Source organism: Runella sp. R5_40, assembly GCF_057652295.1.
The window spans coordinates 413,917-439,188 of the sequence record NZ_JBYFCH010000004.1; the positions used below are offsets into that span (position 1 = coordinate 413,917).

Annotated in this window: 21 protein-coding genes; 12 read left to right on the plus strand and 9 right to left on the minus strand. The window is 44.2% G+C overall.

The features are described from left to right. Positions 1–260 precede the first annotated feature (260 nt). The gene (locus tag AC23N5_RS11050) at positions 261–2,369 is read right to left on the minus strand and encodes a peptidylprolyl isomerase (RefSeq protein ID WP_183976700.1); all 2,109 of its coding nucleotides are present in this window, start codon (positions 2,367–2,369) and stop codon (positions 261–263) included. Between the two features lie 161 nt (positions 2,370–2,530). After that, positions 2,531–5,095 carry a T9SS type A sorting domain-containing protein gene (locus AC23N5_RS11055; protein WP_487755615.1) on the minus strand — a complete coding sequence of 855 codons (2,565 nt, stop codon included), beginning with the start codon at positions 5,093–5,095 and terminating at the stop codon, positions 2,531–2,533. Between the two features lie 203 nt (positions 5,096–5,298). Between AC23N5_RS11055 and AC23N5_RS11060 the strand changes: the two genes are divergently transcribed. Beyond that, positions 5,299–7,062 carry a DNA polymerase III subunit gamma/tau gene (locus AC23N5_RS11060; protein WP_183976703.1) on the plus strand — a complete coding sequence of 588 codons (1,764 nt, stop codon included), beginning with the start codon at positions 5,299–5,301 and terminating at the stop codon, positions 7,060–7,062. A gap of 81 nt (positions 7,063–7,143) precedes the next feature. After that, positions 7,144–8,229, plus strand: a complete 1,086-nt coding sequence (locus AC23N5_RS11065) for a Gfo/Idh/MocA family protein (protein ID WP_472486461.1) — start codon at positions 7,144–7,146, stop codon at positions 8,227–8,229. A gap of 127 nt (positions 8,230–8,356) precedes the next feature. On the opposite strand, the gene AC23N5_RS11070 is transcribed toward AC23N5_RS11065, so the two are convergent. The 4 genes from AC23N5_RS11070 to AC23N5_RS11085 are packed head-to-tail and all read right to left on the minus strand — an operon-like array spanning position 8,357 to position 11,746. Next, positions 8,357–8,548, minus strand: coding sequence for a hypothetical protein (locus AC23N5_RS11070; protein ID WP_028526947.1), 192 nt, complete (start codon positions 8,546–8,548; stop codon positions 8,357–8,359). A gap of 56 nt (positions 8,549–8,604) precedes the next feature. After that, complete coding sequence (locus AC23N5_RS11075) at positions 8,605–9,738, minus strand: hypothetical protein (protein ID WP_487755616.1); 1,134 nt, start codon at positions 9,736–9,738, stop codon at positions 8,605–8,607. Continuing rightward, positions 9,738–10,394 (minus strand): ABC transporter ATP-binding protein, encoded by a 657-nt coding sequence (locus AC23N5_RS11080; protein ID WP_487755617.1) that lies wholly within the window; start codon positions 10,392–10,394, stop codon positions 9,738–9,740. The genes AC23N5_RS11075 and AC23N5_RS11080 overlap by 1 nt, the downstream gene beginning before the upstream one ends. 14 nt (positions 10,395–10,408) lie before the next feature. Further along, positions 10,409–11,746: a vanadium-dependent haloperoxidase gene (locus tag AC23N5_RS11085; protein ID WP_487755618.1), complete on the minus strand. Its 1,338-nt coding sequence runs from the start codon at positions 11,744–11,746 to the stop codon at positions 10,409–10,411. 198 nt (positions 11,747–11,944) lie between these two features. Here AC23N5_RS11085 and AC23N5_RS11090 point away from each other — a divergent pair, with 198 nt between their 5' ends. The 4 genes from AC23N5_RS11090 to AC23N5_RS11105 all read left to right on the plus strand — a co-directional run bounded on the left by AC23N5_RS11090 (position 11,945) and on the right by AC23N5_RS11105 (position 16,748). After that, positions 11,945–12,898, plus strand: a complete 954-nt coding sequence (locus AC23N5_RS11090; RefSeq protein WP_028526951.1) for a PhoH family protein — start codon at positions 11,945–11,947, stop codon at positions 12,896–12,898. A 26-nt stretch (positions 12,899–12,924) separates the two neighbouring features. Beyond that, positions 12,925–14,247, plus strand: coding sequence for a M43 family zinc metalloprotease (locus tag AC23N5_RS11095; protein ID WP_487755619.1), 1,323 nt, complete (start codon positions 12,925–12,927; stop codon positions 14,245–14,247). Positions 14,248–14,309: 62 nt separating this feature from the next. Further along, on the plus strand, positions 14,310–16,373 hold the full coding sequence (locus AC23N5_RS11100) for a ComEC/Rec2 family competence protein (RefSeq protein WP_487755620.1): 2,064 nt from the start codon (positions 14,310–14,312) through the stop codon (positions 16,371–16,373). Between the two features lie 105 nt (positions 16,374–16,478). Continuing rightward, the gene (locus AC23N5_RS11105) at positions 16,479–16,748 is read left to right on the plus strand and encodes an ACT domain-containing protein (protein ID WP_183976716.1); all 270 of its coding nucleotides are present in this window, start codon (positions 16,479–16,481) and stop codon (positions 16,746–16,748) included. 25 nt (positions 16,749–16,773) lie between these two features. Here the strand turns inward: AC23N5_RS11105 and AC23N5_RS11110 are convergent, their stop codons facing one another. Next, positions 16,774–17,232, minus strand: a complete 459-nt coding sequence (locus tag AC23N5_RS11110) for an FKBP-type peptidyl-prolyl cis-trans isomerase (protein ID WP_183976718.1) — start codon at positions 17,230–17,232, stop codon at positions 16,774–16,776. A 175-nt stretch (positions 17,233–17,407) separates the two neighbouring features. Between AC23N5_RS11110 and AC23N5_RS11115 the strand changes: the two genes are divergently transcribed. From AC23N5_RS11115 to AC23N5_RS11130, 4 genes are all read left to right on the plus strand, one after another. Beyond that, positions 17,408–18,694, plus strand: coding sequence for an asparagine synthetase B (locus AC23N5_RS11115; RefSeq protein WP_487755621.1), 1,287 nt, complete (start codon positions 17,408–17,410; stop codon positions 18,692–18,694). A gap of 116 nt (positions 18,695–18,810) precedes the next feature. Beyond that, a complete protein-coding gene (locus tag AC23N5_RS11120) occupies positions 18,811–19,956 on the plus strand; it encodes a hypothetical protein (RefSeq protein WP_487755622.1) in 1,146 nt (381 codons plus the stop codon). Between the two features lie 21 nt (positions 19,957–19,977). Continuing rightward, positions 19,978–20,394, plus strand: coding sequence for a DUF1801 domain-containing protein (locus tag AC23N5_RS11125; protein WP_487755623.1), 417 nt, complete (start codon positions 19,978–19,980; stop codon positions 20,392–20,394). A gap of 99 nt (positions 20,395–20,493) precedes the next feature. Next, the gene (locus AC23N5_RS11130; RefSeq protein WP_122930279.1) at positions 20,494–20,862 is read left to right on the plus strand and encodes a DUF1304 domain-containing protein; all 369 of its coding nucleotides are present in this window, start codon (positions 20,494–20,496) and stop codon (positions 20,860–20,862) included. Between the two features lie 44 nt (positions 20,863–20,906). Here AC23N5_RS11130 and AC23N5_RS11135 read toward each other — a convergent pair whose 3' ends face one another. Next, positions 20,907–21,839: a 2-hydroxyacid dehydrogenase gene (locus tag AC23N5_RS11135; RefSeq protein ID WP_487755624.1), complete on the minus strand. Its 933-nt coding sequence runs from the start codon at positions 21,837–21,839 to the stop codon at positions 20,907–20,909. A 93-nt stretch (positions 21,840–21,932) separates the two neighbouring features. Between AC23N5_RS11135 and pdxA the strand changes: the two genes are divergently transcribed. Then, positions 21,933–23,018: a 4-hydroxythreonine-4-phosphate dehydrogenase PdxA gene (gene pdxA, locus AC23N5_RS11140; protein WP_183976726.1), complete on the plus strand. Its 1,086-nt coding sequence runs from the start codon at positions 21,933–21,935 to the stop codon at positions 23,016–23,018. Positions 23,019–23,067: 49 nt separating this feature from the next. Beyond that, a complete protein-coding gene (locus tag AC23N5_RS11145) occupies positions 23,068–23,955 on the plus strand; it encodes a YicC/YloC family endoribonuclease (RefSeq protein WP_183976728.1) in 888 nt (295 codons plus the stop codon). Positions 23,956–24,005: 50 nt separating this feature from the next. Here AC23N5_RS11145 and AC23N5_RS11150 read toward each other — a convergent pair whose 3' ends face one another. Next, entirely contained in the window at positions 24,006–25,169 is a 1,164-nt protein-coding gene (locus AC23N5_RS11150) for an aminotransferase class V-fold PLP-dependent enzyme (protein WP_487755625.1), read from the minus strand. Between the last annotated feature and the right edge of the window lie 103 nt (positions 25,170–25,272).

A 25,272-nucleotide genomic window follows, 5' to 3' on the forward strand; every position in this document is an offset into this window, starting at 1 on the left:
ATGTTGCGCCTCTGCCGAGGCTCTTTGGATGCTGCTAAAACTCTTGATTAATCTACAAATGTTGCGCCTCTACCGAGGCTCTTTGGATACTTCTAAAACGTTTGATTAATCTACAAATGTTGCGCCTCTGCCGAGGCTTCGTTGGATGCTTCTAAAACGTTTGCTTAAATACCACAAATACCAATGCTTAAAAATAGACGCATAAAAAAATCCTCGCTTTCTCAAGCGAGGATTTTTTTATGATTTTGGCTGATTCTTTCTTAGAAGAATTTCGCGCGGTTATCTACTACTTTCGCATTTTCGCGGATTGCCTCATTCAACAAGTAACTTGCTTGAAGGTTCTTTGATTGCAAATTGGCTTTGTACATAGAGTAATCGGCAATTGCTGGTGCTGGCGTATCAGAAACTTTCTCCATGATAAACACACCGTTTTCTCCCGTAAATACTTTTGATTTCTTGCCAGCTTTCAAACCGAAGCCTTTTCCAAGCGCAATTGGATCTAGTCCTGCACTTGTCAAGAAACCTGTCGCTAATGAGATTTCATTTGCAGCTTCTACCAATGCACCTGCACCGTATTTTTGGGCAATCGCCTCAAGCGTTCCACCTTGGATACCGCTCAATTTCTTTGTGATTTGCTCTGCTTTAACTTCATTGCGTACTTTCAAAGTAAGTTCGTCACGGAAGTCGTTGATAGATGGGCTGTCTTTTGATGACTTTCCTGTCAAAATAGCCACCACATATTGCTCATCTGTTTCAAACACTGGAGAAACTTGGTCAGTCTTGGTATCATCGTTAAATGCCCAGCGAACAATTTCACGCGCGTTTTGAATCGTGTTCACGTTGCTCGCCGATTCTGGGATACGGTTGGCCGTTTGAACAAGCAAACCTTTATCTTTTTTCACGTTCTCATCAAATGCTGCCTTTGATTTAGACTCAATTGAGAATTGGTCCGCTTTCGCATAAATCGCATCACGTGTTGCTTGACTTGGCGTCATTGTCTTACCAATTGCCGCAATTTTGTAAAGAACGTTCGTTTTAGGCTCTGTTACTTTAATAATGTGGAAACCGAAATCTGATTCAATCAAACGACCAATCAAACCTGTACCACTCATTGCAAATACGGCGTCGTTGAATGGCTTCACCATGGCACCTTCACTGAAGAAGCCTAAGTCACCACCACGCTGTGCCGAACCTGGATCAGCGCTGTTTGCAGTGGCCAATTGCTCAAAATTAGCACCACCTTGCAATTGCTTCAACAAATCAGCAGCTTTGGTACGCGCCTCTGCTTTGGCAGAATCGCTTGTTCCTTGCGTACGAATCAAGATGTGGCTGGCACGTGCTGTATAGGCGGTGTCAATTTTAGTACCGCCGTACTTATAGATAAAATACGTATTTCCTTCGCGATAAGGGCCATTTACACTACCTGGAATAAATGACTTCACCGCCGACTTCAACTGATCTGGCATGTCTGAATACGACCAGTAAAGTTTTGTAGGTACGTCCGAATTTACACGAGCGTAAGTAGAGTCGCTAGTTGCGGTTGCCAATCCACGCGCCAATTCTTTAATTTTATTGTACATTTCCACGCTATCTTCTTTGGTAGCAATAATTGGGAAAGTTACGTATTGAATGGTGCGAGAGTCAAAGCCTTTGTATTCGTCTTTGTGCTTGGCCAAATAATCTTGCAATTGCGAATCTGTTACCTTAATCGTCGTGTCAACCACTGAATAATAAGGTACGTACAAATAGCGAAGTGATGCTTTAGCCGTTTGTGCTTGGTATTCTTTCTCTGCTTCAGCACGTGTTACGTAGCTTCCAACGCGGAGTAAGTTTTCGTATTTCTGACGAAGACGATCTTCGGCCAAGCTCTTCTCAAAATTTTGCCAAGCTTGTTGTTGCTCTACTGGCAAGTTTTTAAGGTTTTTGAGGTAGCTTATCACTTGAGTTTTGTCAAAAACACCCGTTTGAGGGTTAGTAAATGACTGTTGAACGGCTGGGCTCACATTGTTCCCTTGTACCATATCAACTAACTCGTCGCTACTTACTTTTAGTCCCAAGGCATCGTATTCTTTTTTGTAAGCATAGTCGATGATGTACTGATTCCAAACCTGCTCACGAAGGCTTTGTTGTTCTGGTTCGGTCGCAGCGCGACCACTTTGAGCTTCAAACGCCTGACGGGCTTGGTCTAATTTGAGTTGGAAATCCTTGTAACTAATGGTTTCACCTGCGATTTCACCGACGTTCTGATTGTTTCCAAACAATGCCTGCGAACCTAAAATGTCACCTCCGACAATAAATAGAATCAAACTGGCGGCAATAACCACTACCGCAATACCTGATCGCTCCCTGATTTTGTTGATTAACGCCATAGTTGCTTGCGCGTTATTAAGTTTAAAGTTAATTGTTTAATTAAATGTTCTAAGGAAAAGAAAGGGTTTCCAAAAATTGACCCGCAAAATAACATCATTTACTGGTACATTCCAACACTGATTCATTCTTTGTCAATTTTCGTGCCAAGGTTTTCTCGTTTTTAGCGGATTACAAGCAGTTTTTTGGTAACTATTGGCTTCCCAAAACTACGGACTTTCAGCAAGTACGTGCCCGAGGGCAGCGGTGTTAGCCGAAGGGGTTGTGAGTTTGACAACAAGGGGGTTTCTTGTTCCAACATCAATTTCCCATTCAAATCCATTACTTGCATTTTTACGTCGGTCAAATCTTCAAAACTTTCCAAAAGGAAAACCCCATCTAAACTTGGATTAGGATATACATTCACTCCATTGCCCGACACATCCAAAACGAAGTCAAAAGGCTCAGAAGTCAGGGATGAACAAGCCCTGCCTGGTTCTAAGAAATAAAAAGCGGTTACGGTGTATGGTCCTGATTTTTGAGCTTTGAGGTATTTTTCTGCAGTAATGGTTTCTTCTGCCCCATAATTCCACTTAAACTGAATGTCTGACAAATAATCTCCTTTCACGTTTAGAATATAATTACCCGTTTTTTCAATGCTAGGCTGCGTAGGAATGGGGCTTACTTCTACCTCTACTTCTTTCGATGGAGCAGAGACGCACCCGTGCTCATTAGTCGCAATAACACTGTATTTACCCGATTGCCGAACCAGTAAGTTAGATGAGGTTGCACCATTGTTCCAGAATACAGATGATGACGTATTAGCATACAAAGTCACGGCTTCACGCTCGCAGAAACGAACCAAACCGCTTGGCGAAATGACGGGAGTTTCGGGAATTGGATGCACCGTTACTGTTACTGGAACCGAAAACTGAGAGAAGCAATTGTATTGATTGACTGTTCTTGCAGAAAAACGTCCTGATTCACGAACAGTAATGGACGTGGCATTTTGCCCTGAATTCCACAAAAAGCTATTGGTCGTTGAAAGAGTAGTTCCATTTTCAATCTCTAGCACGACATTTTTATCGTTACAAAATTCCAACGGTCCTTTGGCAATAATGGTTGGGACGGATGGTCGAGGGTTTCTCACTGTGGAAGTAACTGCTGAATACCCAGACCAACACTCGTTTGCATCTTTTATTCGTACGGTATATTGATTTGTCTCCGATACGTCGATGGTTCGGCCGTTGGCACCGTTACTCCACTGATACGCTGAAGCTTCGGGTGCTGAGAGCGTAATTTGATCTCCTTCACAAAAAGAAGTACCTCCACTCGCCGAAATGATGGGAATCGCTGGTTTTGGTAAAGCTTCAAACGTCTGTTGATTAATTTCAACAGTGGGAGAATACACAAAATTTCCATTAAAATCCCTCACCTTTACCCGATACGTCCCATTCTCAACCGTAATTTCTCGCGAACCTCCTCCCACTTGATTCCAATTTACTTCTGGGTAATTAGTGGCTTGAATGGATAACTTTATCCGATTTTCTCCCGCACAGCTTACTTTAAAGGTAGGTATTGGAAAAGGATTCCGAGGCTGTGAACTTTGGAAAAACGAATCGGTCAGCGAATTGTTCCACGCCTCTCCCAACAAATTCAATCCAGTACCTTGCATGTGAACGCCATCAGGTCGAGGAATTTGAATATTGTCCGTAACTGGCCCTGCAAAGACATTATATACCGACCCAATGACTCGGTTTTGAGCATTAACGACCGAAACATTGCTTCCCTTTTCGCTAAACGAAACCCGTGATACTACCCAACTCAAATTATGTCCAAAATCATTGCGACTTTGTCCAATAATTTGTTGGAGATTACTCACAATTTCATCTTCGGGGATGTTAAAGCTCGTATCAGACTCCCCTTGATGCCATAAAATAGCCCTAATTCCCGTTAAACTCGCAAATTCGCGAAGTGTCACCCGAAGCTGAGAATAGGGCAATTGGTTTCCATAAAAACCACCCACGTATGGATTACTTGCATTTCCGTAGAGGCTTTCGCGCCATGCACGGCTTGTAGTACCTTCTAAAGCTGCATTGTAAAACAAAATTGGAACGTTAAGCCTTCTGACCAACAAATCCCCCAATACCCCCCAAGACCAAGCAGAATATCCATAAGGTGCAATGTAACTATCGGCATTTAAGTGCGAAAAAGTGGGTTGTGGTAGCTCATTCGGTTCAAAATTGGAATTTAAGTAATTAAAACAGCTCACTCGGTCATCTATTGCTGCCGAAGCTCCGTAGTTTTGAATCCCACGCGCATTGGATTGGCCTGCTACCACAAACACCTCGCCTATTCCTACGCGGTCAACTTCGGCCGTTTCAGCTACTTGCCCATTTCTAACCAACCGTACTTCTAACTTATACCATCCTCCTTCTGCTGATATTTCTCCTGAAAAAATACCACCTACTGGCGCATTTTCAAGCACCTGCCAACCAGTAGCCGTACCTTGACCCGCATTGAGAGGTGTCAAAGCCGCTTCAACTCTTTCAGGAATGGACTGTTTGTATGTCCCAGTGACGACAAATGATGCCTTATTGGCTTGTGAGCGTTGAAAAACAATGCGAGATGTTGGAAAACTAACGGTTACTTGAGAAAATGCGGGCAGAGCGGTTAAAATAAAAACGACCACCCTTACACAATGGTGCCTCAAACTTCCAAACACTCCGTTAACGTAGGGCTTTGGCATTCGATAATGAATAGGTTACTCCGAAAAAGCTGCAAAATTACGCATTTGCCGCATGAAGGCCAAACCGACAAATCAATCAGTCTCGGTTTTAATGGTATTTCAATGTTTTTTGTGGGTTTGTTAACTTCCTGATTTACCCTATTTTAGAAATTAGCGGGCATTTTTCTGTTTGATTTGACCGTCGCTCTTGCTAACTTGCGGCCATGGCAGACAATTTTGTAGTTTCGGCGCGGAAATATCGCCCCATTACTTTTGACTCAGTTGTTGGGCAGTCACACATTACGACTACCCTCAAAAACGCCATTCGTACCAACCACCTCGCCCAAGCGTTTTTGTTTTGTGGGCCACGTGGCGTAGGAAAAACAACCAACGCCCGTATTTTGGCCAAAACCATTAATTGTCAAAGCCTTACTGACGAGATTGAGCCTTGCGGAGCGTGCGAAAGTTGTGTGGCTTTTCAAAACAATGCTTCATTTAACGTTCACGAATTGGATGCTGCCTCCAATAACTCCGTGGATGATATTCGTAACTTGATTGATCAAGTACGCTACCCGCCCCAAACGGGTAAGTACAAAATATACATCATTGACGAGGTGCACATGCTTTCGTCGTCGGCTTTTAATGCTTTTCTAAAAACGTTGGAAGAACCGCCGAGCTATGCCATTTTTATTTTGGCAACTACCGAAAAGCATAAAATCCTTCCAACGATTTTGTCGCGTTGCCAAATCTTTGATTTTAACCGCATTCAACCACGCGACATTGCCGATCATCTTGAGCACATTGCCCAAAAAGAAGGGATTTCGACCGAACGAGAGGCACTCGAACTGATTGCCCAAAAAGCGGATGGAGGGCTTCGAGATGCCCTTTCGATGTTTGACTTAAATGTCACTTTTTCGACAGATGATACTGTTCGGTATAAAGATGTTCTCGAAAATCTTCACATTCTTGACTACGACTATTATTTCCGATTGACAGATGCCCTACTTACAAGTGAAGTTTCGCAAACGTTGTTGATTTTTAATGAAATCATCAAAAAAGGTTTCGACGGACACTTGTTTGTGGTAGGGATGCTGGAGCATTTCCGTAATTTGCTGGTAGCCAAAGACCCTGCAACAGTTCAGCTGCTCGAAGTATCAGAAACGGCCAAAAACAAATACCTAGACCAATCGGCGCGGGCTTCCGTATCGTTTCTTCTTTCTGCATTAAGCGTTGGAAGTCAGTGTGATATAAATTACAAAGCGGCCAAACAGCAGCGACTGCACGTGGAAATATGCCTGATGAAACTGGCAAAAATCCCTGAAGTTTTGGATTTGAATACGCTATCGGGCGACGAAAAAAAAAAGCCTAGTCTGACCGAAAATAGCCAAGTAGCAGTTCCAACGACTGCTACTCCAAAGCCCATTGCGTCCCTTCCAAGTCCTAGTGTTGCGGCCGAAACACCTCCTCCTTACCCTCAAAATGGCTTACCAGGTGCCTTGGGCAAACTCCGTTCGACGGTCAATATTTCTGCGCAACCCCAGCCAGTAGAGGAGACAAAACCAGTAGCAAAAACCCAAGAAGACCCAACGGTTACGGCAGATTTGCCAACAAATTGGAAGGACCAACCTTTTACGACCGAAGAACTTCAGCAAACGTGGGATGCCTTTTCTCGTTTTCGGGAGCAAAATGGTGGTGCCGTCAGCGAGCAAATTATGCTTAATCGTGAATTTAAAATTGAGGGAACCACGATTGAATTAATTTTAGACAACCTTCACCAAGAGGTTCTGCTCAACGATGTGAAACCCGAATTGCTGGGGTATTTGCGTCGCCATCTTAAAAATCGGCAAATTCAAATTTCTTACCGCATTGCGCCCAACGAAGTAAAGCGCAACCCCTACACACCGCTCGAAAAATTCAACACCTTAGCCGAGAAAAACCCTTCTCTTCTCGACCTCCAGCGCCTCCTTGGTTTGGATGTTGATTTTTAAGGAGTACTTTAGAGTATATTGTCACCCGAAAGTCATATATTAGGAAACAGTATCACTTCAAAACCCAAACCTTCACATCTTATGTTCACGCGTCGTGATTTTCTAAAAAGCACTGCCATCGGTGGGGCTTCTTCTTTGATTTCGATAAATCCACTTTTGGCGGCGACTCGCCCCAAAAAAGATAAATTAGGAATCGCCTTGGTGGGTCTCGGTTATTACAGCACCGATTTGCTCGCACCTGCCCTTCAACTTACCAAAAACTGTGAGCTGATGGGCATTGTCACAGGGACTCCTTCCAAAGCAGAAACGTGGCAAAAGAAATTTAACCTCAAGGACAAAAACATCTACAATTATCAGAACTTTGACCAAATCGCCAACAATCCTGATATTGACGTAGTGTATGTCGTACTTCCTCCAAGTATGCACCGCGAATTTGTCGTTCGGGCTGCCAAGGCTGGAAAACAGGTATTTTGTGAAAAACCCATGGCACCTAGTGTAGCCGATTGTGAAGCAATGATTAAAGCCTGTGCCGATAACAAAGTAAAACTCGCCATCGGATACCGCTGTCAACACGATCCAAATACGCAAGCTTACATGAAGTTTGCCAAAGAAAAAACGTTTGGGAAAGTTCGTATGGTGACATGTGGCGCAGGGTATTTTGACGCCCGTACGACCCATTGGAAACAAAACAAAGCCCTTGGCGGTGGCGTAATGGGCGACATGGGTGTGTATGCCATTCAAGGTGCGCGCTTGGCCGTAGGTGAAGAACCAACGTCGGTTTCGGCTCAATTCCACACAACTCGCCCAGACATTTACAAAGAAGTGGAAGAAACAGCCACGTTCCAATTGGAGTTTCCGAGTGGCGCCTTAGCCGCTTGCCATACCAGTTTTGGTATCAATATGAACTACTTGCAAGCGAACTGCGAGAAGGGCTGGTTTAAAATGGAACCGTTTTCGAGCTACACGGGCAACAAAGGAAGCAGTCCTCAAGGGCCAATTGATTTCCCTTTACAAAGTCAACAAGCCAAGCAATTGGACGATGATACAGACGCACTTATCAAAGGTATTCCACTAATAGCGCCAGGTGAAGAAGGGCTACGGGATATTCGCATCGTTGAGGCCGTCTATAAGTCGGTGGCAAATGGTGGGAAGAAGATTACCATTTAGTGTTTTTCCACACAGAACGGCACGGATTAAATGCACACAGATGACAGAGGAATAATTTCTGCGACATCTGTGGGTTGTTTAATCTGTGCGCATCTGTGTGAAAGTTTTACCTGTTGTAGAGAAGCAATTAATCAGCCACTTTGCCCAATAAATTTACCCCAACTAATAAAAAGAGCACACCAACCAAAAAAGGAACAATAGTTTCCCATTTTGTAAGGGTGAAGCCTATCACCGCCTTGTCTGACATAAAGGCGATGCAGGCAAAAAGAATAAAAATAACGCCAATTCCCGTTAAAATACTTCCAAACGTACGTTTCATGTGAGCGCGAGGTTTTATATAGGTTGCAAAACTACCAATTTATACAAAAAATTATCCTACTCTTCGGGTCGGATTTTAAGCCCTTCTTGATGAATAATATATTCGGAGGTGTAATAAAATCGGTGGCATAGCCAAAGCCCAATCCCCCAACTTCCCAAAGCTAGTATCAAGGTCGGGACTTTGAACATTATCAAGAAAAATCCCATAAAAAAGGCGTAGAACCCTTGGCGAAGCAACGTATCCATCACATAATGCTTTTGCAAAAATCGCCCAAAAAGCAAAAACAGCATCCCAATGACTAACATTGACCATTCCAAAATATACCCCCAATTCAGACCAATTGGCATGTAGCGAACGAGAAAAACAATTTCTGGCAACATCATGAGGACAAAAAGCAGTCCGTATTGCTGTAGGCGTTGTCCCATTTTCATTGGCATATTTCGCAACAAAGGCAACTGTAAATGTTCAAATTCGTAGAGGTGTAACATCAGCACCGAATGAACCATCCCAATCGTCAGCGCTCCCAACGAGAACAAGCGCTCATCGTAGCTGTCGGTGGGGTAAATTTTGCAAATTCCCACGACAACAAAACAGGAAAAGCCTTTCGTCAGAAACAATAAAACGGGGTTTTCGGAAAACAAATACAGAATAAAATACGACCACTGAGGCTTGTTAAATCGTCGGTTTAAGTACGTAGTAACTATACTCAAACGGGTATCAGGGTTAGGCCGTTGTAGGCGATATTCGTAGGCCGCAACCCCCGTTACAGGCACCAATAGGAGGTAAATCATCGTTGCAATAACTGACAATCGTTGCCCAGTCCACCAGCCATAATACCCCACAAAAATCACGTACAGCGCCACAGGCAACCAAAGCATCCATTGTACGTACAACCAAGCCGCCAAACGGTAAGGTTTGGCAATTAACAATAAGTTATAGAGAAAACTGTGGGAATCCCACAAGAGCCTTTGGCGAACAAAAAAAACCGTTTTGAAGTGATACAAAGCAAATACAACGCCCATTAGCGCCAACAAAAATGGGGATGCAAACACATAAGAGGCCAGAGCGATGTGGTCTTCGGGGCGTAATATACCGAAAGCAAACATGGCAACTAAGAAGAGAAAGCCAGTATTGAGTCGGTAATATTCGGTAACGAGGGTTTTGCGGAGAATGTGGAGTACGGCTAACATCAGTGGCGGTCATTTTCGCCCCGAGGAGGCGGCAGTTCCGTGATTTTTTTGTCTTTTACTTCAAACAATTGCTTGATGGGAAGGGCTTCAAATCGAAAATCTTGGTGCGAAGAAAGTAAAAAAGTTACACCTTGGGCATGGTACTTTTGCACAAGTTCATACACCTTTTGGACGGTTGCATCATCAATCGTAATCAATGGTTCATCCAAAATAATCACTTTGGGTTGCCCCAAAAACGCAACTGCCAACGATGTCTTTTTAAGCATTCCGCTCGAATACGTTCCTGATGGTTGGTACAAAAAGGGCTCAATACCAAGCAGCTCAATCAACTCATCCACTTGTTTTTGGGACGCTTTTTTGGCCTTTGCCACAAATTGAATCAAATCATTGGCGGTCAAAAACTCAGGATAATCAGGTTCAGCTTCACCATAATTGATGTGCAATCGGTAGTCAATGGGGTTTTTACGAATATCCCACGTACCCATTTTAATTTCACCCTCAAAAGGCAACATACCCGCCAACGTCCTAAAAAATGTCGTTTTCCCCGACCCATTCGCCCCTTTAAACCAATGGATTCCTTCTTTTAAAAAGAGAGAGGGCACCTGAAGTACCAGATGCCCTCCGTAAGATTTGTGTAGATTGGTAATTTGAAGCATACCTTCTTTACAACTTATTTTCTTGTTTTAGCCACGCTTAATACGTGTTGGCCAATTTTAGTTCCTGCTTTATTGCCTTCATCACAACCCGAACGGTAGTGAATACCTCCATACAGGCGACTGACATTCACACTTAGCGCTGCTTCTCTAAACGACTTAAAGGACATTACGCCGTGTCCATGTTTGTGTTCCGTCGAATCTGTAAATGCGATATTATCACCGTGTACAAACGTCAATACTTCCGCAGAAGCGGCCGAAATTGTACTGTGCCCACTGGTATATTCGGGGAAAGGTGGGGTTTGCAAAAACGGTTGCCATTTTGGGTCAATGTCTGAGTTGATCACCGTTTCTGGACGTACTTTACGGCTACGGTATTTTTCTTCCCAACAACCGATAAATCCGTCTAATAATGCGATAGACGTCAGGGTATATCCTTCAACACTTCGATCAAATGGGGCTTTTTGGTTACGGCTCACCGTTGAATGAATGGCCAACCAATGACCACCAGGCGTCATTTTTTTATTGGCAAACATCACGTGCCCAACTACATTCATCACAAACGGGTTGTCATCCCAAAACCAAGCCGTACGCTTTTGTTCTTCCGTCAAGTTTTTGCCTACTTCATACACCTCACGCGTTTCGTCCCAAAACTTAGAGTTCTTGTTTTTAGTCCACATGGGAGGAGGCGGAGGTGAAAATTGGCGTGCCGAATCCAATGACAATGAGCGGATTTTGTGCCATTCTGGTTCACACGCATCGGCATAGGCTGGTGGAGTTGGCACCCAAGTGCCTGGCTCATTTGTTACCGTAAAACGAACCCCACGGGTCTGTTTGTACTTGTCACCCGTTGAGTACTTGATCACGTGCGCAGCCACACTGTCGCCGTAAGCCATCGAACGCTCAATTACGTCTGATGGGACACCCATATCTTCGTATTTTTTGTAGAACGTTTTTTCGTATTCATCAAAAAAACTAGCCGAAAAAGTCAGGGTTCTCGCTACTTTCAAAAAAGCACGGGTGCTGGCCAAAGGAAAGCAATATTCTTTGCCTGCTTCTGGCTGTAGGGGCGTCTTAAAGCCGTTTAATTTACCACCCAACGATTCGTAGGCAGGGAAGCCCGGTACCATGGCCTCATAGCCTGCCAAGTTTGAATACGCATAAATTCGACTTGCAACGGGTGGTTTGAAGATGTCATGGATAATTACCTCAGTCAACAATTCCACCGATTTATGGTATAATTCAGGATCAGCTGCTTTGGCATTATACTCTTCTGGTTTAGCTTTGGGCTTGCACGAAACCATCCAAAAAGAAATACCAGCGACCAACACAAAAAGAAGTTTCTTTTTCAGCATAAGTTTCAAATTTGAAAAACAATTGAATTAAAAAATATCCTAAGAAAATGCAAATGTAAAAAACCACACCATCAAAAAATTGATTTCCATCAGTTATTTTCCCTCGTCGAGAACCATCCCACGGGCTTTTAATGTTTGTTTTTTGTAATTTTAAAAGAATAGCGCTATTTTTCCACAAACTTAAACTCTTTAAAGCATTTGGTCGAAAAAGTAATTTCCTTAGAAAATGTGTCGCTCTTAGACTTTTTGGGCGTTGAAAACAACCACATTAGAGAAGTAGCCGCCGCCTTTCCGATGAGTAAAATCATTTCGCGCGGCAACGAAATTAGGGTGATGGGCACTCCCCCCGAAATCCTTCGCATTAGTGATATTCTTGAGTCATTGATTCAGCACTACCAAAAGTACGGCAAAATTACCCACGAAAACGTACGTCATTATCTTACTGCTAATGGTGGCTCCATTGCCCCCCCCCACGTTCTTCAAGACGAGAAAGATGTGATTGTGTATGGAACGCGTGGGATTGTGGTACGGGCCAAAACTGCCAACCAGCAACTGATGGTGGAAAAAGCAGCCCAACACGATTTGATGTTTGCCGTTGGCCCAGCAGGTACAGGAAAAACCTATACCGCCGTGGCCCTTGCTGTTCAGGCCCTGAAAGAAAAAAAAGTCAAAAAACTCATCATTACTCGTCCTGCGGTAGAAGCTGGAGAAAATCTTGGGTTTCTCCCAGGTGACCTCAAAGAAAAAATAGACCCTTATTTGCGGCCTATTTATGATGCCTTGGAAGACATGATTCAAAGCGAGAAGCTGAAGTTCTATTTGGAAAACAATATCATTGAGATTGCCCCGTTAGCCTACATGCGGGGGCGTACGCTCAATAATGCCTTCATTCTTTTGGATGAGGCCCAAAATACGACTCCTTCGCAAATGAAAATGTTTTTGACACGGATGGGCCCTAGCTCAAAAGTCATCATTACGGGAGATAAAACGCAAGTGGACCTTCCTAAAAACCAACAATCAGGTTTACGGGATGCCCTTGAAACCCTCCGCCACGTCAAAGATATTGCTTTTGTAGAGTTGGACGGACGCGATGTCATTCGCCACCGTTTGGTGAAAGACATTTTGGATGCGTACGAAAAGAAAGAAAAATAATTGTTTTCTCGTTTGCATTGACAACTATGATTCAAAGTGTACGGTGGGTTGCCTGTTGGGCCTTTTTGTGGTTTAGTTTAGGTATTTTTGAGGCAAGTGCGCAACGTTGCTCAGCAGTTCAGTACGATTCGGTACTGGCCAAACGGTATCCTTATTGGAAACTAAAACGCCAAATGCTCGAAGATTCTGTTCAGACTTTTTTGCGATTGCCAAAGCGTGCGGCCCGTTTAGGAGCCATTTGTTCAACCATTCGGATTCCTGTGGTAGTGCATGTTGTGCATTCAACGGCTACAGGGGCGATTGGGGGCGCTGGAAATGGCAATATTTCGGACGAACAAATCAAAGAACAAATCAGAATACTCAACGAAGACTACCGCCGCAAAGCTGGTACGCGGGGCTTTAACACCAACGCCGTAGGAGCAGATACAGGCATCGAATTTTATTTGGCCAATATCGACCCCGATGGTAAATCAACCAACGGAATAACGCGTCATTATTATGCTCAAAAAACAAATTTTGACGTTTTTAATGACGACCAACTTTTGGCCGACATCACTACCCAACAAAAAGAATGGCCCACCGACCGCTATTTAAACATTTGGGTGACTCGGTTTGCCAATAATTACCTCGGAATTGCCCAATTTCCGTCTGTTACGGGCGTGAATGGCCTCGATAACAGTACAGAACTACAAGTACGTACCGACGGGGTATTTATTGATTACCGCGTTTTTGGCGTTGGCCCAACTGTCACCAGTCGTCTGTATAATTTGGGACGCACCACCACCCACGAGGTCGGTCACTGGTTAGGGTTAATTCATACGTGGGGAGACGACAACTGTGGCAATGATTATTGTGACGATACCCCTCGTTGTGAAAGCGGCAATCAATCTACCAATTGCGGCCCCGTGTTTTCTTTTTGTTCGGGTGTTCGTACCCAAAACATGACCGAAAACTACATGGACTATTCACCTGATTCTTGCATGAATGTTTTCACCAAAAATCAGACCGAACGAATGATGGCCGTGATTGAAAAATCAACCCGACGAAACAGTTTGGTCAAGTATTGGTGTTCGCAACTCCCCTTTGGCAACAACCTCGCCATTGAGATTGCCCCCAATCCTGCCCAAAACGTTGACGTTACGTATGTGAGGGTTACTTTAAAGGAATTTAGTACGTTCACGGTTGAATTGTTCACGCTAAGTGGCCAGCTCTTGCACCAAAAAGCATTTGAAAACTATCCGAGCTGGGATGTCCCCATCTCCACGGTAGATATACCACCAGGAACTTATTTAATACGGGTCAAAACCAAAGATGAGACCGTCACCCAACGCCTTGTTGTAATTCGATGATAAAAAAATGTCAGGTTGCTCCCAATCTGACATTTTTGTTTTAAAACCCAACGCCAACAACCATGAATCCACTTTTGCGCGTCACCATTGCTTTTGTTATCGGTATATTAGTTCCACAACACTGGCCACTGCCAACGCCTATGCTATGGGCTTTGGGGACATCATTAGGCATTCTTTGGTTTATTGGCTTGGCTCGGTTACACAATCGTTACCTACTCGGCGCTACCACTTTTGGGGTATTTGTCTATTTGGGCGTGCTGGCAACCACCTTAAAAAACGAATCCCTCGCCCCTACCCACCTTGTACATTTTCGTTTGGACAGTATCCAAGCTTATCGCGGACAAGTAATCACGTTTCCCGAAACACGAGGAAAAACGCACCGCGCCGTTTTGGAGATAACCCACGTTAAATTAAACCATCATTGGCGAGCAGCGACAGGAAAAATTCAGGTATATATTGATAAGTCAACCCCACGCCCTGCTTACGGTGCGGAGTTAGTTGTGCTTGGCGCACCGCAGCAAGTAGCACCTCCTTTAAATCCAAATCAATTTGATTTTAAGCAATTTTTGGCGCATAAACAGATTCACTTCCAACATTATTTACGCCGCACCGATTTTGCGACAACTGGTAACAATTTTGCACAATGGTACACCCGTTGGCCTTATCAGTTAAGTCAGTGGAGCGACGACGCCCTGAAAAAACTCGTCCCTATCGAGCGTGAATATGCCGTAGCGAAAGCCATGATTTTGGGACTGCGCGACGATATGGACTCCGAACTTGTACAAGCCTATTCGGCGGCGGGCGCCGTTCATGTGCTTTCGGTATCTGGCTTTCATATTGGCGTATTTGTGGCGATTATTGCCTTTTTACTCCAAAAACTCAAAGCCCACCGCCGAGGACGTTGGCTGTACGTGGCGCTAACTTTTGGAATACTTTGGTTTTATGCCATCCTTACTGGACTCTCAGCACCTGTTGTTCGTTCGGCATTAATGTTCAGTTTGTTTCTTTTGGCCGAGCCACTCGGTAAAAAACCAAACGGGGAAAATGCGCTTTACGGTTCTGCCTTGATTTTACTGGCCTACGACCCTTTCCTTCTCTTTTCGGTCAGTTTTCAACTATCTTATGCTGCGCTTGCGGGAATTATTTTTTGGCAGCCAACGATTTATCAATGGGTGGCAGCCAAGGATTGGTTTTTAGACAAACTTTGGGCAATCACCGCAGTTGCACTTGCTGCTCAGTTGGCCACCTTTCCCCTGTCAGTTTATTATTTTCATCAATTTCCCACCTATTTTTTGGTGGCGAATCCCCTCGTTGTAGCGCTCTCTACCGCCATGATTCCCGTTGCGTTGGTAGCGTTGGCGCTCTCCGCTGTACCCTTTGTTGGATCCGTAATCGGTTGGGTTTTAACAGGAATTACGTGGTTGCTCAACCAATCCGTGGTTTGGATTGAACAGCTTCCAAGCGCGACCCTCACTGGTATTACTTTTGGTAAATTGGAAGTAGCGATTGTCTATGCTATCATTGGGATACTTGCTTATTGTTGGTATCAAAAAGAAGTTTTTTTGGTAAAGGTAGCCTTGGCAATGAGTGCCATTATCGTTGTGATACAAGGCATTCATTTGTACGAAAACAACACCCAAAAGCTCTTTATTGTACACGACATACCCAAACAAACGGTCGTCAGCTTCATTGAAGGCACACGTGCTATTCTCGTGGCTGATTCGTCGTTTTTTGCTTCCAATCAACAGCCTTTTTCATTTTATCTTAAAAACTTCTATGACCTCCACGGGATACGCGAAATCACAAACATTTCGTTGGACAAAGCCACCAATTCAGGAATGGTCCGCCCCCTTCCTTTTGGAAAACTTATTGTGTGGAAAGGTCAGGAATTAATCATTGCCGAACGGCCAATTTCTACACTGCCCGCTCATTTTACCTCTTCAATCATCGTACGAAAGGGAGCCATCAAAAGCATTCAGAAAAATGCTTACTTTGAGCAAGTTCCCCTCATTTTCGACAGTTCGGTTTCCTCTTATTACCTCAAATCTCTTGCCCAAAAGTCACCTTCCAGCCTTCATTCTTGGTATTTTACGTATCAAAAAGGCGCTTATATCCGTAAAATTTAAGGCTTTTGCCAAAATTAGTCCCCTGAAAGTTTGGCTTGAAAGAAAATAAGGGCCTATATTTGCATAGTTAATCAATAGATATTATTCTAAATTATTTTCAACGACATGAAACCAGCTATTACACCCAATTTTACCCTTACTCAACTTGAAATATTAGGATTTGACCGTGTCGGTTTTGTAGAAGAGGTGACGAGATTTGTCTCTGCCTATGGTCACATTGTTAGCGTACGATTTGAAGCTGACGGCGTGCGCTCGCAAGGATTTCTCAAAATTAAACTAGACCAGCTCGAACGACTCGAAAGTCTCTTGGTTCGACTCAAGGCTATTACAGGTCTGGTACGCGTCAAAAAAGTGGAGGCAAGCCCTCATAAGTAAGGCTATTTGCCTCCACTTTTCAGGTTTATTTGGCAGAAACTACTTCGATTTCAAACAAAAGTGGGGAGTTTCCTGGAATATCTGCCCCCGCTCCTCTTGAGCCATATCCCAACGAAGAAGGAAAAATAAGCGTTGCTTTTTCACCAACTTTCATTTTCGCAATGCCTTCATCAAAACCCTCAATCACCTGACCAGCTCCTAAATAAAAACTAAACGTGCCCGCATCAAACGTACGGTCGGTGAGTAGTTTTCCCGTGTATTTGACAGTTACCGATTGCCCTGATTTAATACTTGCCCCCGTAGCATTGGCCTTGGTTAAAATATAGCGCAGTCCCGTAGCTGTCTTTTCCGTGACTACCAAGTTGTTATTTTTGATGTAATTCTCAATTTGTTGCTCTTCAGTTCCCGATAAATCTTCTCGGTTACAACTTACTACCAAGGCAAAAACCGCCAAGAATCCAACCAAACGAAATAAAGCTTTCATAGATACATGTAAAAAGTAAGCGACAAAATTACGCAAGATATTGGCGCAATTTGCATATTTGACCAAAACGCTAAAAAAGCCTCCCAACAAATACGGACAACTCCTTGACAATCTGAATCTTTCTGCTAATTTTGTTTTGCTTACTGATTCCACCCACTCTTTGACTTTTCAACTTATGAATGCTGTTCTTACCAAAGCGCATCTTTTCAGAATTGTGTTGTTTTTTATTGTCAGTTGCACAACGTCCCTGGCGAATTCTATCCTAATTACCATGGACGATAAGCAAACCAATCACCTCAAAGCCTACGGGGTGGCATATTGGGAACTGAAAGCCGACCGCGAAGTGGATTGGTTGCTCAACTACCGAGGTGGAAGTTTTATGATGAACTATTCAAGCGCCCTTGAGCGTGAGTGTCGGCTGCGTGGGGTGTCGTATGAGGTCATTTCAGATGCCAACGTAAAGGCTATTTTAGCCCAAATTGCCCACCCTGATGTCAACATGGATGCTGTTAAACTTCACAAGGCTGCCCGAATTGTGGTGTATAGCCCCATCAAAGTCAGCACTTCATCCTTTGAAGATACGGATGCCGTTTTACTGGTGTTGAAGTACGCAGAAATTCCGTTTGAAATCGTCTATGACGAAGAAATCTTAAAAGGCGATCTCGCCAAATACGACTGGCTGCACCTTCACCATGAAGATTTTACGGGGCAATTTGGCCGAAACCGCCGCCGTATGACCGTTGCCGATGTGCAAGCCCAAGAAAATATTGCCAAAAAATACGGTTACAAAAAAGTGTCACAGCTCAAGCTCGACGTCGCCCGAAGCATCAAAGGTTTTTGCGCGGGCGGTGGGTATTTGTTTGCCATGTGTTCGGGCGCAGAGTCGTTGGATGTCGCCCTCGCAGCCGAAGGGGTTGATATTGTTCCTTCTATTTTTGACGGAGATGGCGTAGATCCTAAAGCCCAATCTAAGCTTGATTTTGGTAAAACTATTGCCTTTGAAAATTTTGTCCTCGAACTCAACAATGACGACGATTACCGTGGTGGTGGTATGTCGTTTTCGAGCATCAACTCTTCTTCAGGACAAGGCTGGGGCGACGAAACCACTAACTATTTTTCGTTGTTTGACTTTTCGGCCAAATGGGATGTTATTCCTTCTATGTTGGTTCAAAATCACGAAAACCTTATCCGTGAGTTTTTTGGGCAAACCACGGCTTTCAACAAAAAAACAGTCAAATCTAGTGCTTTGGTCATGGGTCAAAGCAAATCGTCGGATCGTTATATTTATGGTGAGTTAGGACGCGGGCAGTGGACTTTTTACGGTGGCCATGACCCCGAAGGACAACGCGGTTTTCATCGGATGCCGACCGACCTCAACCTCCACCCGCATTCGCCTGGATATCGGCTCATTCTTAATAATGTTTTGTTTCCGTCGGCAAAAAAGAAAAAACGCAAAACCTAACATTCACACGGTTCATAAACCCAAAACGACATTTCAAAACCTTTGCTTAACCATTGGTAGAGTTAGGCAAACCTTCGCATCAAAGGCGTGTAGTTTTGTTCAAAAAACGTACGCCAATGAAAAAATCCCCCCTCATTACCTCGGTTGTATTTGCAGCAGGACTACTTACCAGCCAAGCCCTTTTTGCGCAAAAGTTTTTGCAGAAAATCAAAGAAAAAGCGCAAGCCGCTACCGAAGGACTAAATGGCAGCTCGTCGTCCCGTCCAACCAAGGCATTATACGAAAAACAACAAGCTGATGCCGCTAAAACTATACTAGAAGAAAAAACCATTGCCAAAGATTCTTACGGACTTGGCGGTATTTATTATACACGGGAATTGTTTGTGTGTGGCAGTGAAACCAACAACCTCGACAAAGCCATCGGAAAGTTTTTGGTAAGTTTTGAAAAACAAACCAACGCCGTAAAGTTAAAACTCACGCCAAGTTACGAGGCGGAGGGCGTTTCAAGTCTAGTATTAGGGAGAGATGACTTCCCTGCCGACTTAAATTTGAAAGTCAGTGCGGCCATTAAACAACCTCGTTTTGACGCAACGCTCAGTAAAGGAGCCTATTATGGATTTTATGCCAAACAGACGCAGGTAGAAGACGGTAAAGTTGTCAAAGACACCAAAGAGACACTCCGCGATTGCTCGGTCATGCACATCGTGCTTATTGAGCCAGGTATTTTGTTGATGACCAATGGCAGTGGCCTCTATTACATTCCCAAAGGTGGACGAACTCCCGACGACGTTGCCAGAGAGAAACTTGACCCCGTGGCGGTGTTATATACCAAAGACAAAGAAAGTAAAGCCAAAAGCCTGACCGATGAGCAATTGTATGACCTACTCGTTACCCATCAAAAGGCGTTTCAAAAACGATACGATTTACAGATTGATGGTCAAAAAGAAGCTTTAAGAGAGCTGGAGGGTGCAACCACGCCGCGCACCAGTAACAACGGCGGAAGCAATACCAGCACGAGCACAAATAAAGAAAAACCAGCAAAAACTACCGAAAAAACGTTTAAAATTGAATTACAAAACTTAACTTCGGAAGATGTTTATTTCACAGTAAAAGGAATGAGTAATTCGCTACAACGAATTGGAAGCAAATTCATTAGTAGTGTATATGTAAAACCTGGGGTAACGATTGTTACCAAAAGTGGCAAGCTTATTGCAACCATCACCGAAGATACCAAACCAAGTACCCGATTTAAAATTGAGTAATGCTTTTTACCATTCAGCATCATGTCAAAAAATAAAACTACCGAAACCAACGCCAGTGTCAGCGACTTTTTAAACGCCGTCAAAGACGAGACCAAACGCGCTGATAGCTTCAAGTTGGTCGAACTGTTCGAGTCAATTACGGGCTCACCCGCCAAACTTTGGGGGCCAAGCATTGTTGGTTTTGGTAGTTACCATTACAAATACGAAAGTGGGCGAGAAGGAGAAGCACCCTTGGTGGCTTTTTCTCCACGAGCGGCGGCGCTTACGGTCTATTTTTCTTCATCATTTGACCAACGAGAAGAGCTTTTATCTCAGCTTGGTAAGTATAAAACCGAAAAAGGCTGCATTTATATCAAAAGGCTCAGCGAAGTCAATCTGGATGTGTTGGAAGAATTAATTATCAAACAAATCGAACACACCCAGCAACTTTACAATTAAGTACTCAGGCACCATTAGCCGTTATCAGGTCAAAATCAACGAATTAAATCAAAAACGCCCTAAATACTTTGCTTTGTGAGAAGCAAAAACAATTCATTCATGCAAATTCTTGCCACAATCGCCATCGTCCTCGTTGCAGTAGAGCACCTTTACATTTTGTATCTTGAAATGTTTGCGTGGGAAACCCTCGGCAAAAAGACGTTCAAAGGTTCATTGCCAGACGAACTGTTTAAACCTACCAAAACACTGGCGGCCAATCAGGGGCTTTACAATGGCTTTTTAGCCGCAGGACTTTTATGGAGTTTGACCGTTTCAGAACCCGAATGGAGTAGCAAAATCGCCATTTTCTTCCTCTCGTGCGTCATTGTAGCAGGAGCCTATGGTGCCTTCAGTGCCAGCAAAAAAATATGGTTTGTGCAAGGTTTACCCGCACTTATCGCCCTAGGACTGGTACTTTGGTCACGCTAAACAGGCAAGTTAATTGTTTGCCTCATTTAATTCGGCTTTGTTAATCAAGCCTTAACCAGACTCCGAATTTGCTTCATCAATGCTTCATTGATTTTTACGTAGCTTTCTTGTGTCCAACCCGCCACGTGCGGCGTAAGAATGACGCGATTGGAAGCCCGTAAATAATCAAAAGCTGCTTGTTGTGCTGGCGTAAGTGTTTTTAATTTTTCATTTTCTAGCACGTCCAAACAAGCTCCGCGAATTTTTCCGCTCTCCAAACCTCTTACAACGGCCTCAGTATCCACGATTTCGCCCCGTGCCACATTCATCAAAAAGAATGGACGAGCTACGTCTGCCACAAACGCGTCGTTTACCCAATGCCTGGTTTCTTCCGTCAGCGGTACGTGAAAGCTAATTACGTCGGCTTGGTTCTTAATCTCATTGAGGGTTGCTTCTTCCGCATGAGCATTTCCGTAGTTGGTCAAATACTTATCGTAGGCCAGCACACGGCACCCAAAACCGCTCAACCGCTGGGCAGTAGCACTGCCGTTAAACCCAAAACCAATCAAACCTACGGTCTTGCCCATCAGTTCAATCCCACGGTTTCCTTCTCGGTCCCATGTTCCCTGTCGCACCTCGCGGTCAGCTTTGGCAATGTTGGCAAACAACCCCAATAACATGCCCAATGCGTGTTCGGCCACGGCATCGCGATTGCCTTCGTTGGCCGCAAACACCTGAATATTCCGCCGTGCGGCGGCCTCCAAATCAATCAGGTCAAGCCCCGCCCCTGCCCTTGCAATAAAACGCAATTTTGGTGCTTTTTCTAAAATTTCTTCGTCGATGTATGTTTTACTTCTAATGACTAACCCTTCGTATTTGGCAAGGTTTTCGAGAATGTCGGCACGTTTGAAAGTAGGTTCATAACAATAGGATACGCCAAGCGTAGTGAGCATATCGAAGAGGGAAGGATGAATGTCGTCGGCAATTAAAATCGTCATATCAAAATGTCAGCGTGAGTCTGGTTACAAAAATAGTGCGCTTTATTCGTAAATTGCGGCACATTGCACAAATCTCATTTATTATTTTGAATCATGAGTGAATTACTTTCTGATAAACCAGTCATTGGAATTACGTTAGGAGACTACAATGGTATTGGCCCCGAAGTCATTCTTAAAGTATTACATGGCAACCAACTTAATCGTATTTGTACGCCTGTCGTATATGGTTCGATGCGCATCTTGAATCGTTATCGTAACCAACTCGAAATGAAGGATTGGAACCTATTTGGGGCGCAAAAAATCGACGTGATTAACCCCAAAATGACCAACGTAATTACGTGTTGGCAAGACCCACAAGAGGATATTCAGCCTGGAAAAGTAACTCCCGAAGCGGGAAAAGGGGCCTATGAATCGCTAAAACGCGCCGTTGAAGACCTGAAAGAAGGCCACCTTGACGCGATTGTTACGGCACCTATCAACAAAAATAACATCCAAAACGACGAATTTAACTTCCCTGGGCATACCGAGTACCTTGCCGAAGCGTTTGGCGTAAAAGAGCCGTTGATGTTTATGGTGAGTGATATTTTGCGGGTGGGCGTTGTTACTGGCCACATTCCCCTTGGCAAAATCGCCGAGAATATTACCAAAGAAAAAATCATGGTGCGATTGCAGGCCATGTTAAAGTCGCTGCGGGTCGATTTTGGCATCCGCAAACCACGCATTGCAGTGCTGGGACTCAATCCCCACGCTGGTGAGGGCGGCTTGCTTGGAAGCGAAGAAAACGAAATTATAGAGCCTCTCATCAAAGAAATGCGCGCCAAAGGACAGTTGGTTTACGGCCCCTATCCTGCCGATGGCTTTTTTGCAGCTCAGTCGTACCGCAAGTATGATGCCGTGTTGGCCATGTATCACGACCAAGGTTTGACGCCTTTCAAAACGATTGCGTTCAATGATGGGGTCAATTTTACGGCAGGTTTGCCCATCGTTCGTACCTCGCCCGACCACGGTACGGCTTACGATATTGCGGGTAAAAACATAGCCGACGAAACATCCATGCGGCAGGCGATTTTTACGGCGATTGATGTCGTCCGTCAACGCAAGGAACAAGCCGAACTAGAAAAAAATGCGTTGAAGAAAAACCCCGTTGTGGAGAAAATGACTTCGCAGGAGGAGAAATAGTGCGCTGTTTTTAAATTAGCACATTGCCAAATTTTTAAATAATTGTAAGATGCTCAAATCAATGACGGGCTTTGGGAAAGCCACCATCGAATCTGATACGCTTTCGGTCACTGCCGAAGTCAAATCATTGAATTCTAAGTTTTTGGATATATTTTGCCGTATTCCAAGAAATTATTCGGAGCGTGAAATTGAAATCCGCAACCTCATTACGCAGTCGTTGGAACGCGGTAAGGTGGAGTTTACTATGACAGTTACTCCCATTGGCGACAACAGCGCGGGAACAGTTGTCAACCGAGCATTGGTAAAAGCTTATTTTAAAGATTTGCACCAAACGGCCGAAGAACTTGGCTTTGCCCCCACGCCTACGGAGGTATTGCGGATGGCGCTTCAAATGCCCAATGTCTATTTGGCGGACGCCCCTACCGAAGACCAGCAAGCCGCTGAAAGTATTCAAATTCAACAAGCAGCGCTCGAAGCACTTAAAAAATGCAACGAATTTCGCCAACAGGAAGGACGTGCCTTGGCAAAAGTGTTTCGGACTTCCATTCAAAAAATCGCTGACTCGCTTTTAGAAGTAGAAGAGCTTGACAAAACGCGCATTCCTTCGGTTCGGGAAAGGCTACGCAAAAATGTCCGTGATTTGATTCAAGACGAAGCATTTGACGAAAATCGTTTTGAACAAGAATTGGTCTATTTTATCGAAAAATTCGACATTTCGGAAGAGAAAGTACGCCTCAAAAACCACCTTTCCTACTTCATCGAAACCATGGAAAGCCGCGAAAGCAACGGCAAGAAATTAAACTTCATTGCCCAAGAAATTGGGCGTGAAATCAATACGATTGGTTCCAAAGCCAACGATTCTTCCATTCAGCACGTGGTGGTTCAGATGAAAGATGAATTGGAAAAAATCAAGGAGCAAACGGCAAATATTATCTAGTTATCTTTCACCTTCCCGAAAGTCTGAAACTTTCGGGAAGGTGAAAGATACTATCTCAATGCCTCGCGAAGCGCCGATACCAACGCCGCCATGTCCTCCTCCGTATTATACAAATGAGGCGAAACCCGAATACCTTGTCCACGGGCGGCTACAATCACTTTTCGGGAAGCTAGTGCCTGTTGCACTTTCATTACGTCAATTCCCGCAGGCAATCGCAGTCCCATTAAATGGTGCGCTCGCTCGGCTTCGGGTTCAAACAATACCCCCAATTCCTCCAACGCAGGCGATGCCCCCTTCCAAAGTGATTGGCAGTGCGCTTGAATGCGCTCAGTTGTCCATTCCAATTTTTCTCGAAGGGCCACTTCCAGCATCGGCATTTGGATGAAGTGTGAATGTTCTCCCACATTATAACGAAACGCCTTGGGTCGATACTCGTCTTGGTAATCCGTCAGTTGGTTGAATAAATTGCTCTGCTTTCGGGCCATCCACGTTTCTTCCAGAGGCACACCATCGTCAAAAAATTCACCAAAATACGCCAATCCCATCGAATAAGGCCCCATCAGCCATTTGTAAGCTACCGCAATCAGGGCATCTGGTTTGACGGCTTGCACATCAAAAGCCAACGCACCCAACGATTGCGTAGCATCAATCGCCAAAAGCGCCCCAAACGATTTTGCTTTTTGGGAAATGGAGACCAAATCAAATTTTATTCCGTACTGCCAATGGACGTGTGGCACAATGACCAAGGCCGTTTGTTCAGAAATAGTTGCCAAAATTTGTTCGTTCCAAACTTGCCCTACCTTCTCGGCATCTGGCATTGGAATTGTTTTGATGACCAAGCCCAACTCTTCACAAACGCGCTGCCAAGGATAGACATCGCTCGGAAATTCGTCTCCCACGAGTAAAATGTGTTGACCAGCCCGCAGCCCTTTCTTCCGATGTAGGTTTCGGGCGACGATTCCCATGCCATACGAAACCGATGGAATGATGGCAATCCGTTCGCGGTCTTGGGCATTGACAAGTTGGGAAAAAAGTGCTCTAACTCCCCATACTCCTTCAAAAAAATCATCGGGTCGAATTTGATGAATGGATGGCGTAAAAGTGGAAATAGCGTTGATGCCTGCTTGTTCTACCGCTTTAGAAAAAGGCCCACGAGTGGCGCAGTTGATGAAGTGAACGTCGGACGGTAAGTTGAATTGAAGTGAAGGTAACATCTAGGTTCAAAATGGTTTTGTCAAATTAAACCAAAATTTGGTTAAAATTCTTTAAAAAAGCCTCACTCGCTTTCTTCCTTGGTTCGTTATCGAAATAAATAGC

Coding starts and splice junctions, on each gene's coding strand:
- AC23N5_RS11050 (WP_183976700.1), bottom strand. CDS start 2,369: ATGGCGTTAATCAACAAAATCAGGGAGCGATCAGGTATTGCGGTAGTG.
- AC23N5_RS11055 (WP_487755615.1), bottom strand. CDS start 5,095: ATGCCAAAGCCCTACGTTAACGGAGTGTTTGGAAGTTTGAGGCACCAT.
- AC23N5_RS11060 (WP_183976703.1), top strand. CDS start 5,299: ATGGCAGACAATTTTGTAGTTTCGGCGCGGAAATATCGCCCCATTACT.
- AC23N5_RS11065 (WP_472486461.1), top strand. CDS start 7,144: ATGTTCACGCGTCGTGATTTTCTAAAAAGCACTGCCATCGGTGGGGCT.
- AC23N5_RS11070 (WP_028526947.1), bottom strand. CDS start 8,548: ATGAAACGTACGTTTGGAAGTATTTTAACGGGAATTGGCGTTATTTTT.
- AC23N5_RS11075 (WP_487755616.1), bottom strand. CDS start 9,738: ATGTTAGCCGTACTCCACATTCTCCGCAAAACCCTCGTTACCGAATAT.
- AC23N5_RS11080 (WP_487755617.1), bottom strand. CDS start 10,394: ATGCTTCAAATTACCAATCTACACAAATCTTACGGAGGGCATCTGGTA.
- AC23N5_RS11085 (WP_487755618.1), bottom strand. CDS start 11,746: ATGCTGAAAAAGAAACTTCTTTTTGTGTTGGTCGCTGGTATTTCTTTT.
- AC23N5_RS11095 (WP_487755619.1), top strand. CDS start 12,925: ATGATTCAAAGTGTACGGTGGGTTGCCTGTTGGGCCTTTTTGTGGTTT.
- AC23N5_RS11100 (WP_487755620.1), top strand. CDS start 14,310: ATGAATCCACTTTTGCGCGTCACCATTGCTTTTGTTATCGGTATATTA.
- AC23N5_RS11105 (WP_183976716.1), top strand. CDS start 16,479: ATGAAACCAGCTATTACACCCAATTTTACCCTTACTCAACTTGAAATA.
- AC23N5_RS11110 (WP_183976718.1), bottom strand. CDS start 17,232: ATGAAAGCTTTATTTCGTTTGGTTGGATTCTTGGCGGTTTTTGCCTTG.
- AC23N5_RS11115 (WP_487755621.1), top strand. CDS start 17,408: ATGAATGCTGTTCTTACCAAAGCGCATCTTTTCAGAATTGTGTTGTTT.
- AC23N5_RS11120 (WP_487755622.1), top strand. CDS start 18,811: ATGAAAAAATCCCCCCTCATTACCTCGGTTGTATTTGCAGCAGGACTA.
- AC23N5_RS11125 (WP_487755623.1), top strand. CDS start 19,978: ATGTCAAAAAATAAAACTACCGAAACCAACGCCAGTGTCAGCGACTTT.
- AC23N5_RS11130 (WP_122930279.1), top strand. CDS start 20,494: ATGCAAATTCTTGCCACAATCGCCATCGTCCTCGTTGCAGTAGAGCAC.
- AC23N5_RS11135 (WP_487755624.1), bottom strand. CDS start 21,839: ATGACGATTTTAATTGCCGACGACATTCATCCTTCCCTCTTCGATATG.
- pdxA (WP_183976726.1), top strand. CDS start 21,933: ATGAGTGAATTACTTTCTGATAAACCAGTCATTGGAATTACGTTAGGA.
- AC23N5_RS11145 (WP_183976728.1), top strand. CDS start 23,068: ATGCTCAAATCAATGACGGGCTTTGGGAAAGCCACCATCGAATCTGAT.
- AC23N5_RS11150 (WP_487755625.1), bottom strand. CDS start 25,169: ATGTTACCTTCACTTCAATTCAACTTACCGTCCGACGTTCACTTCATC.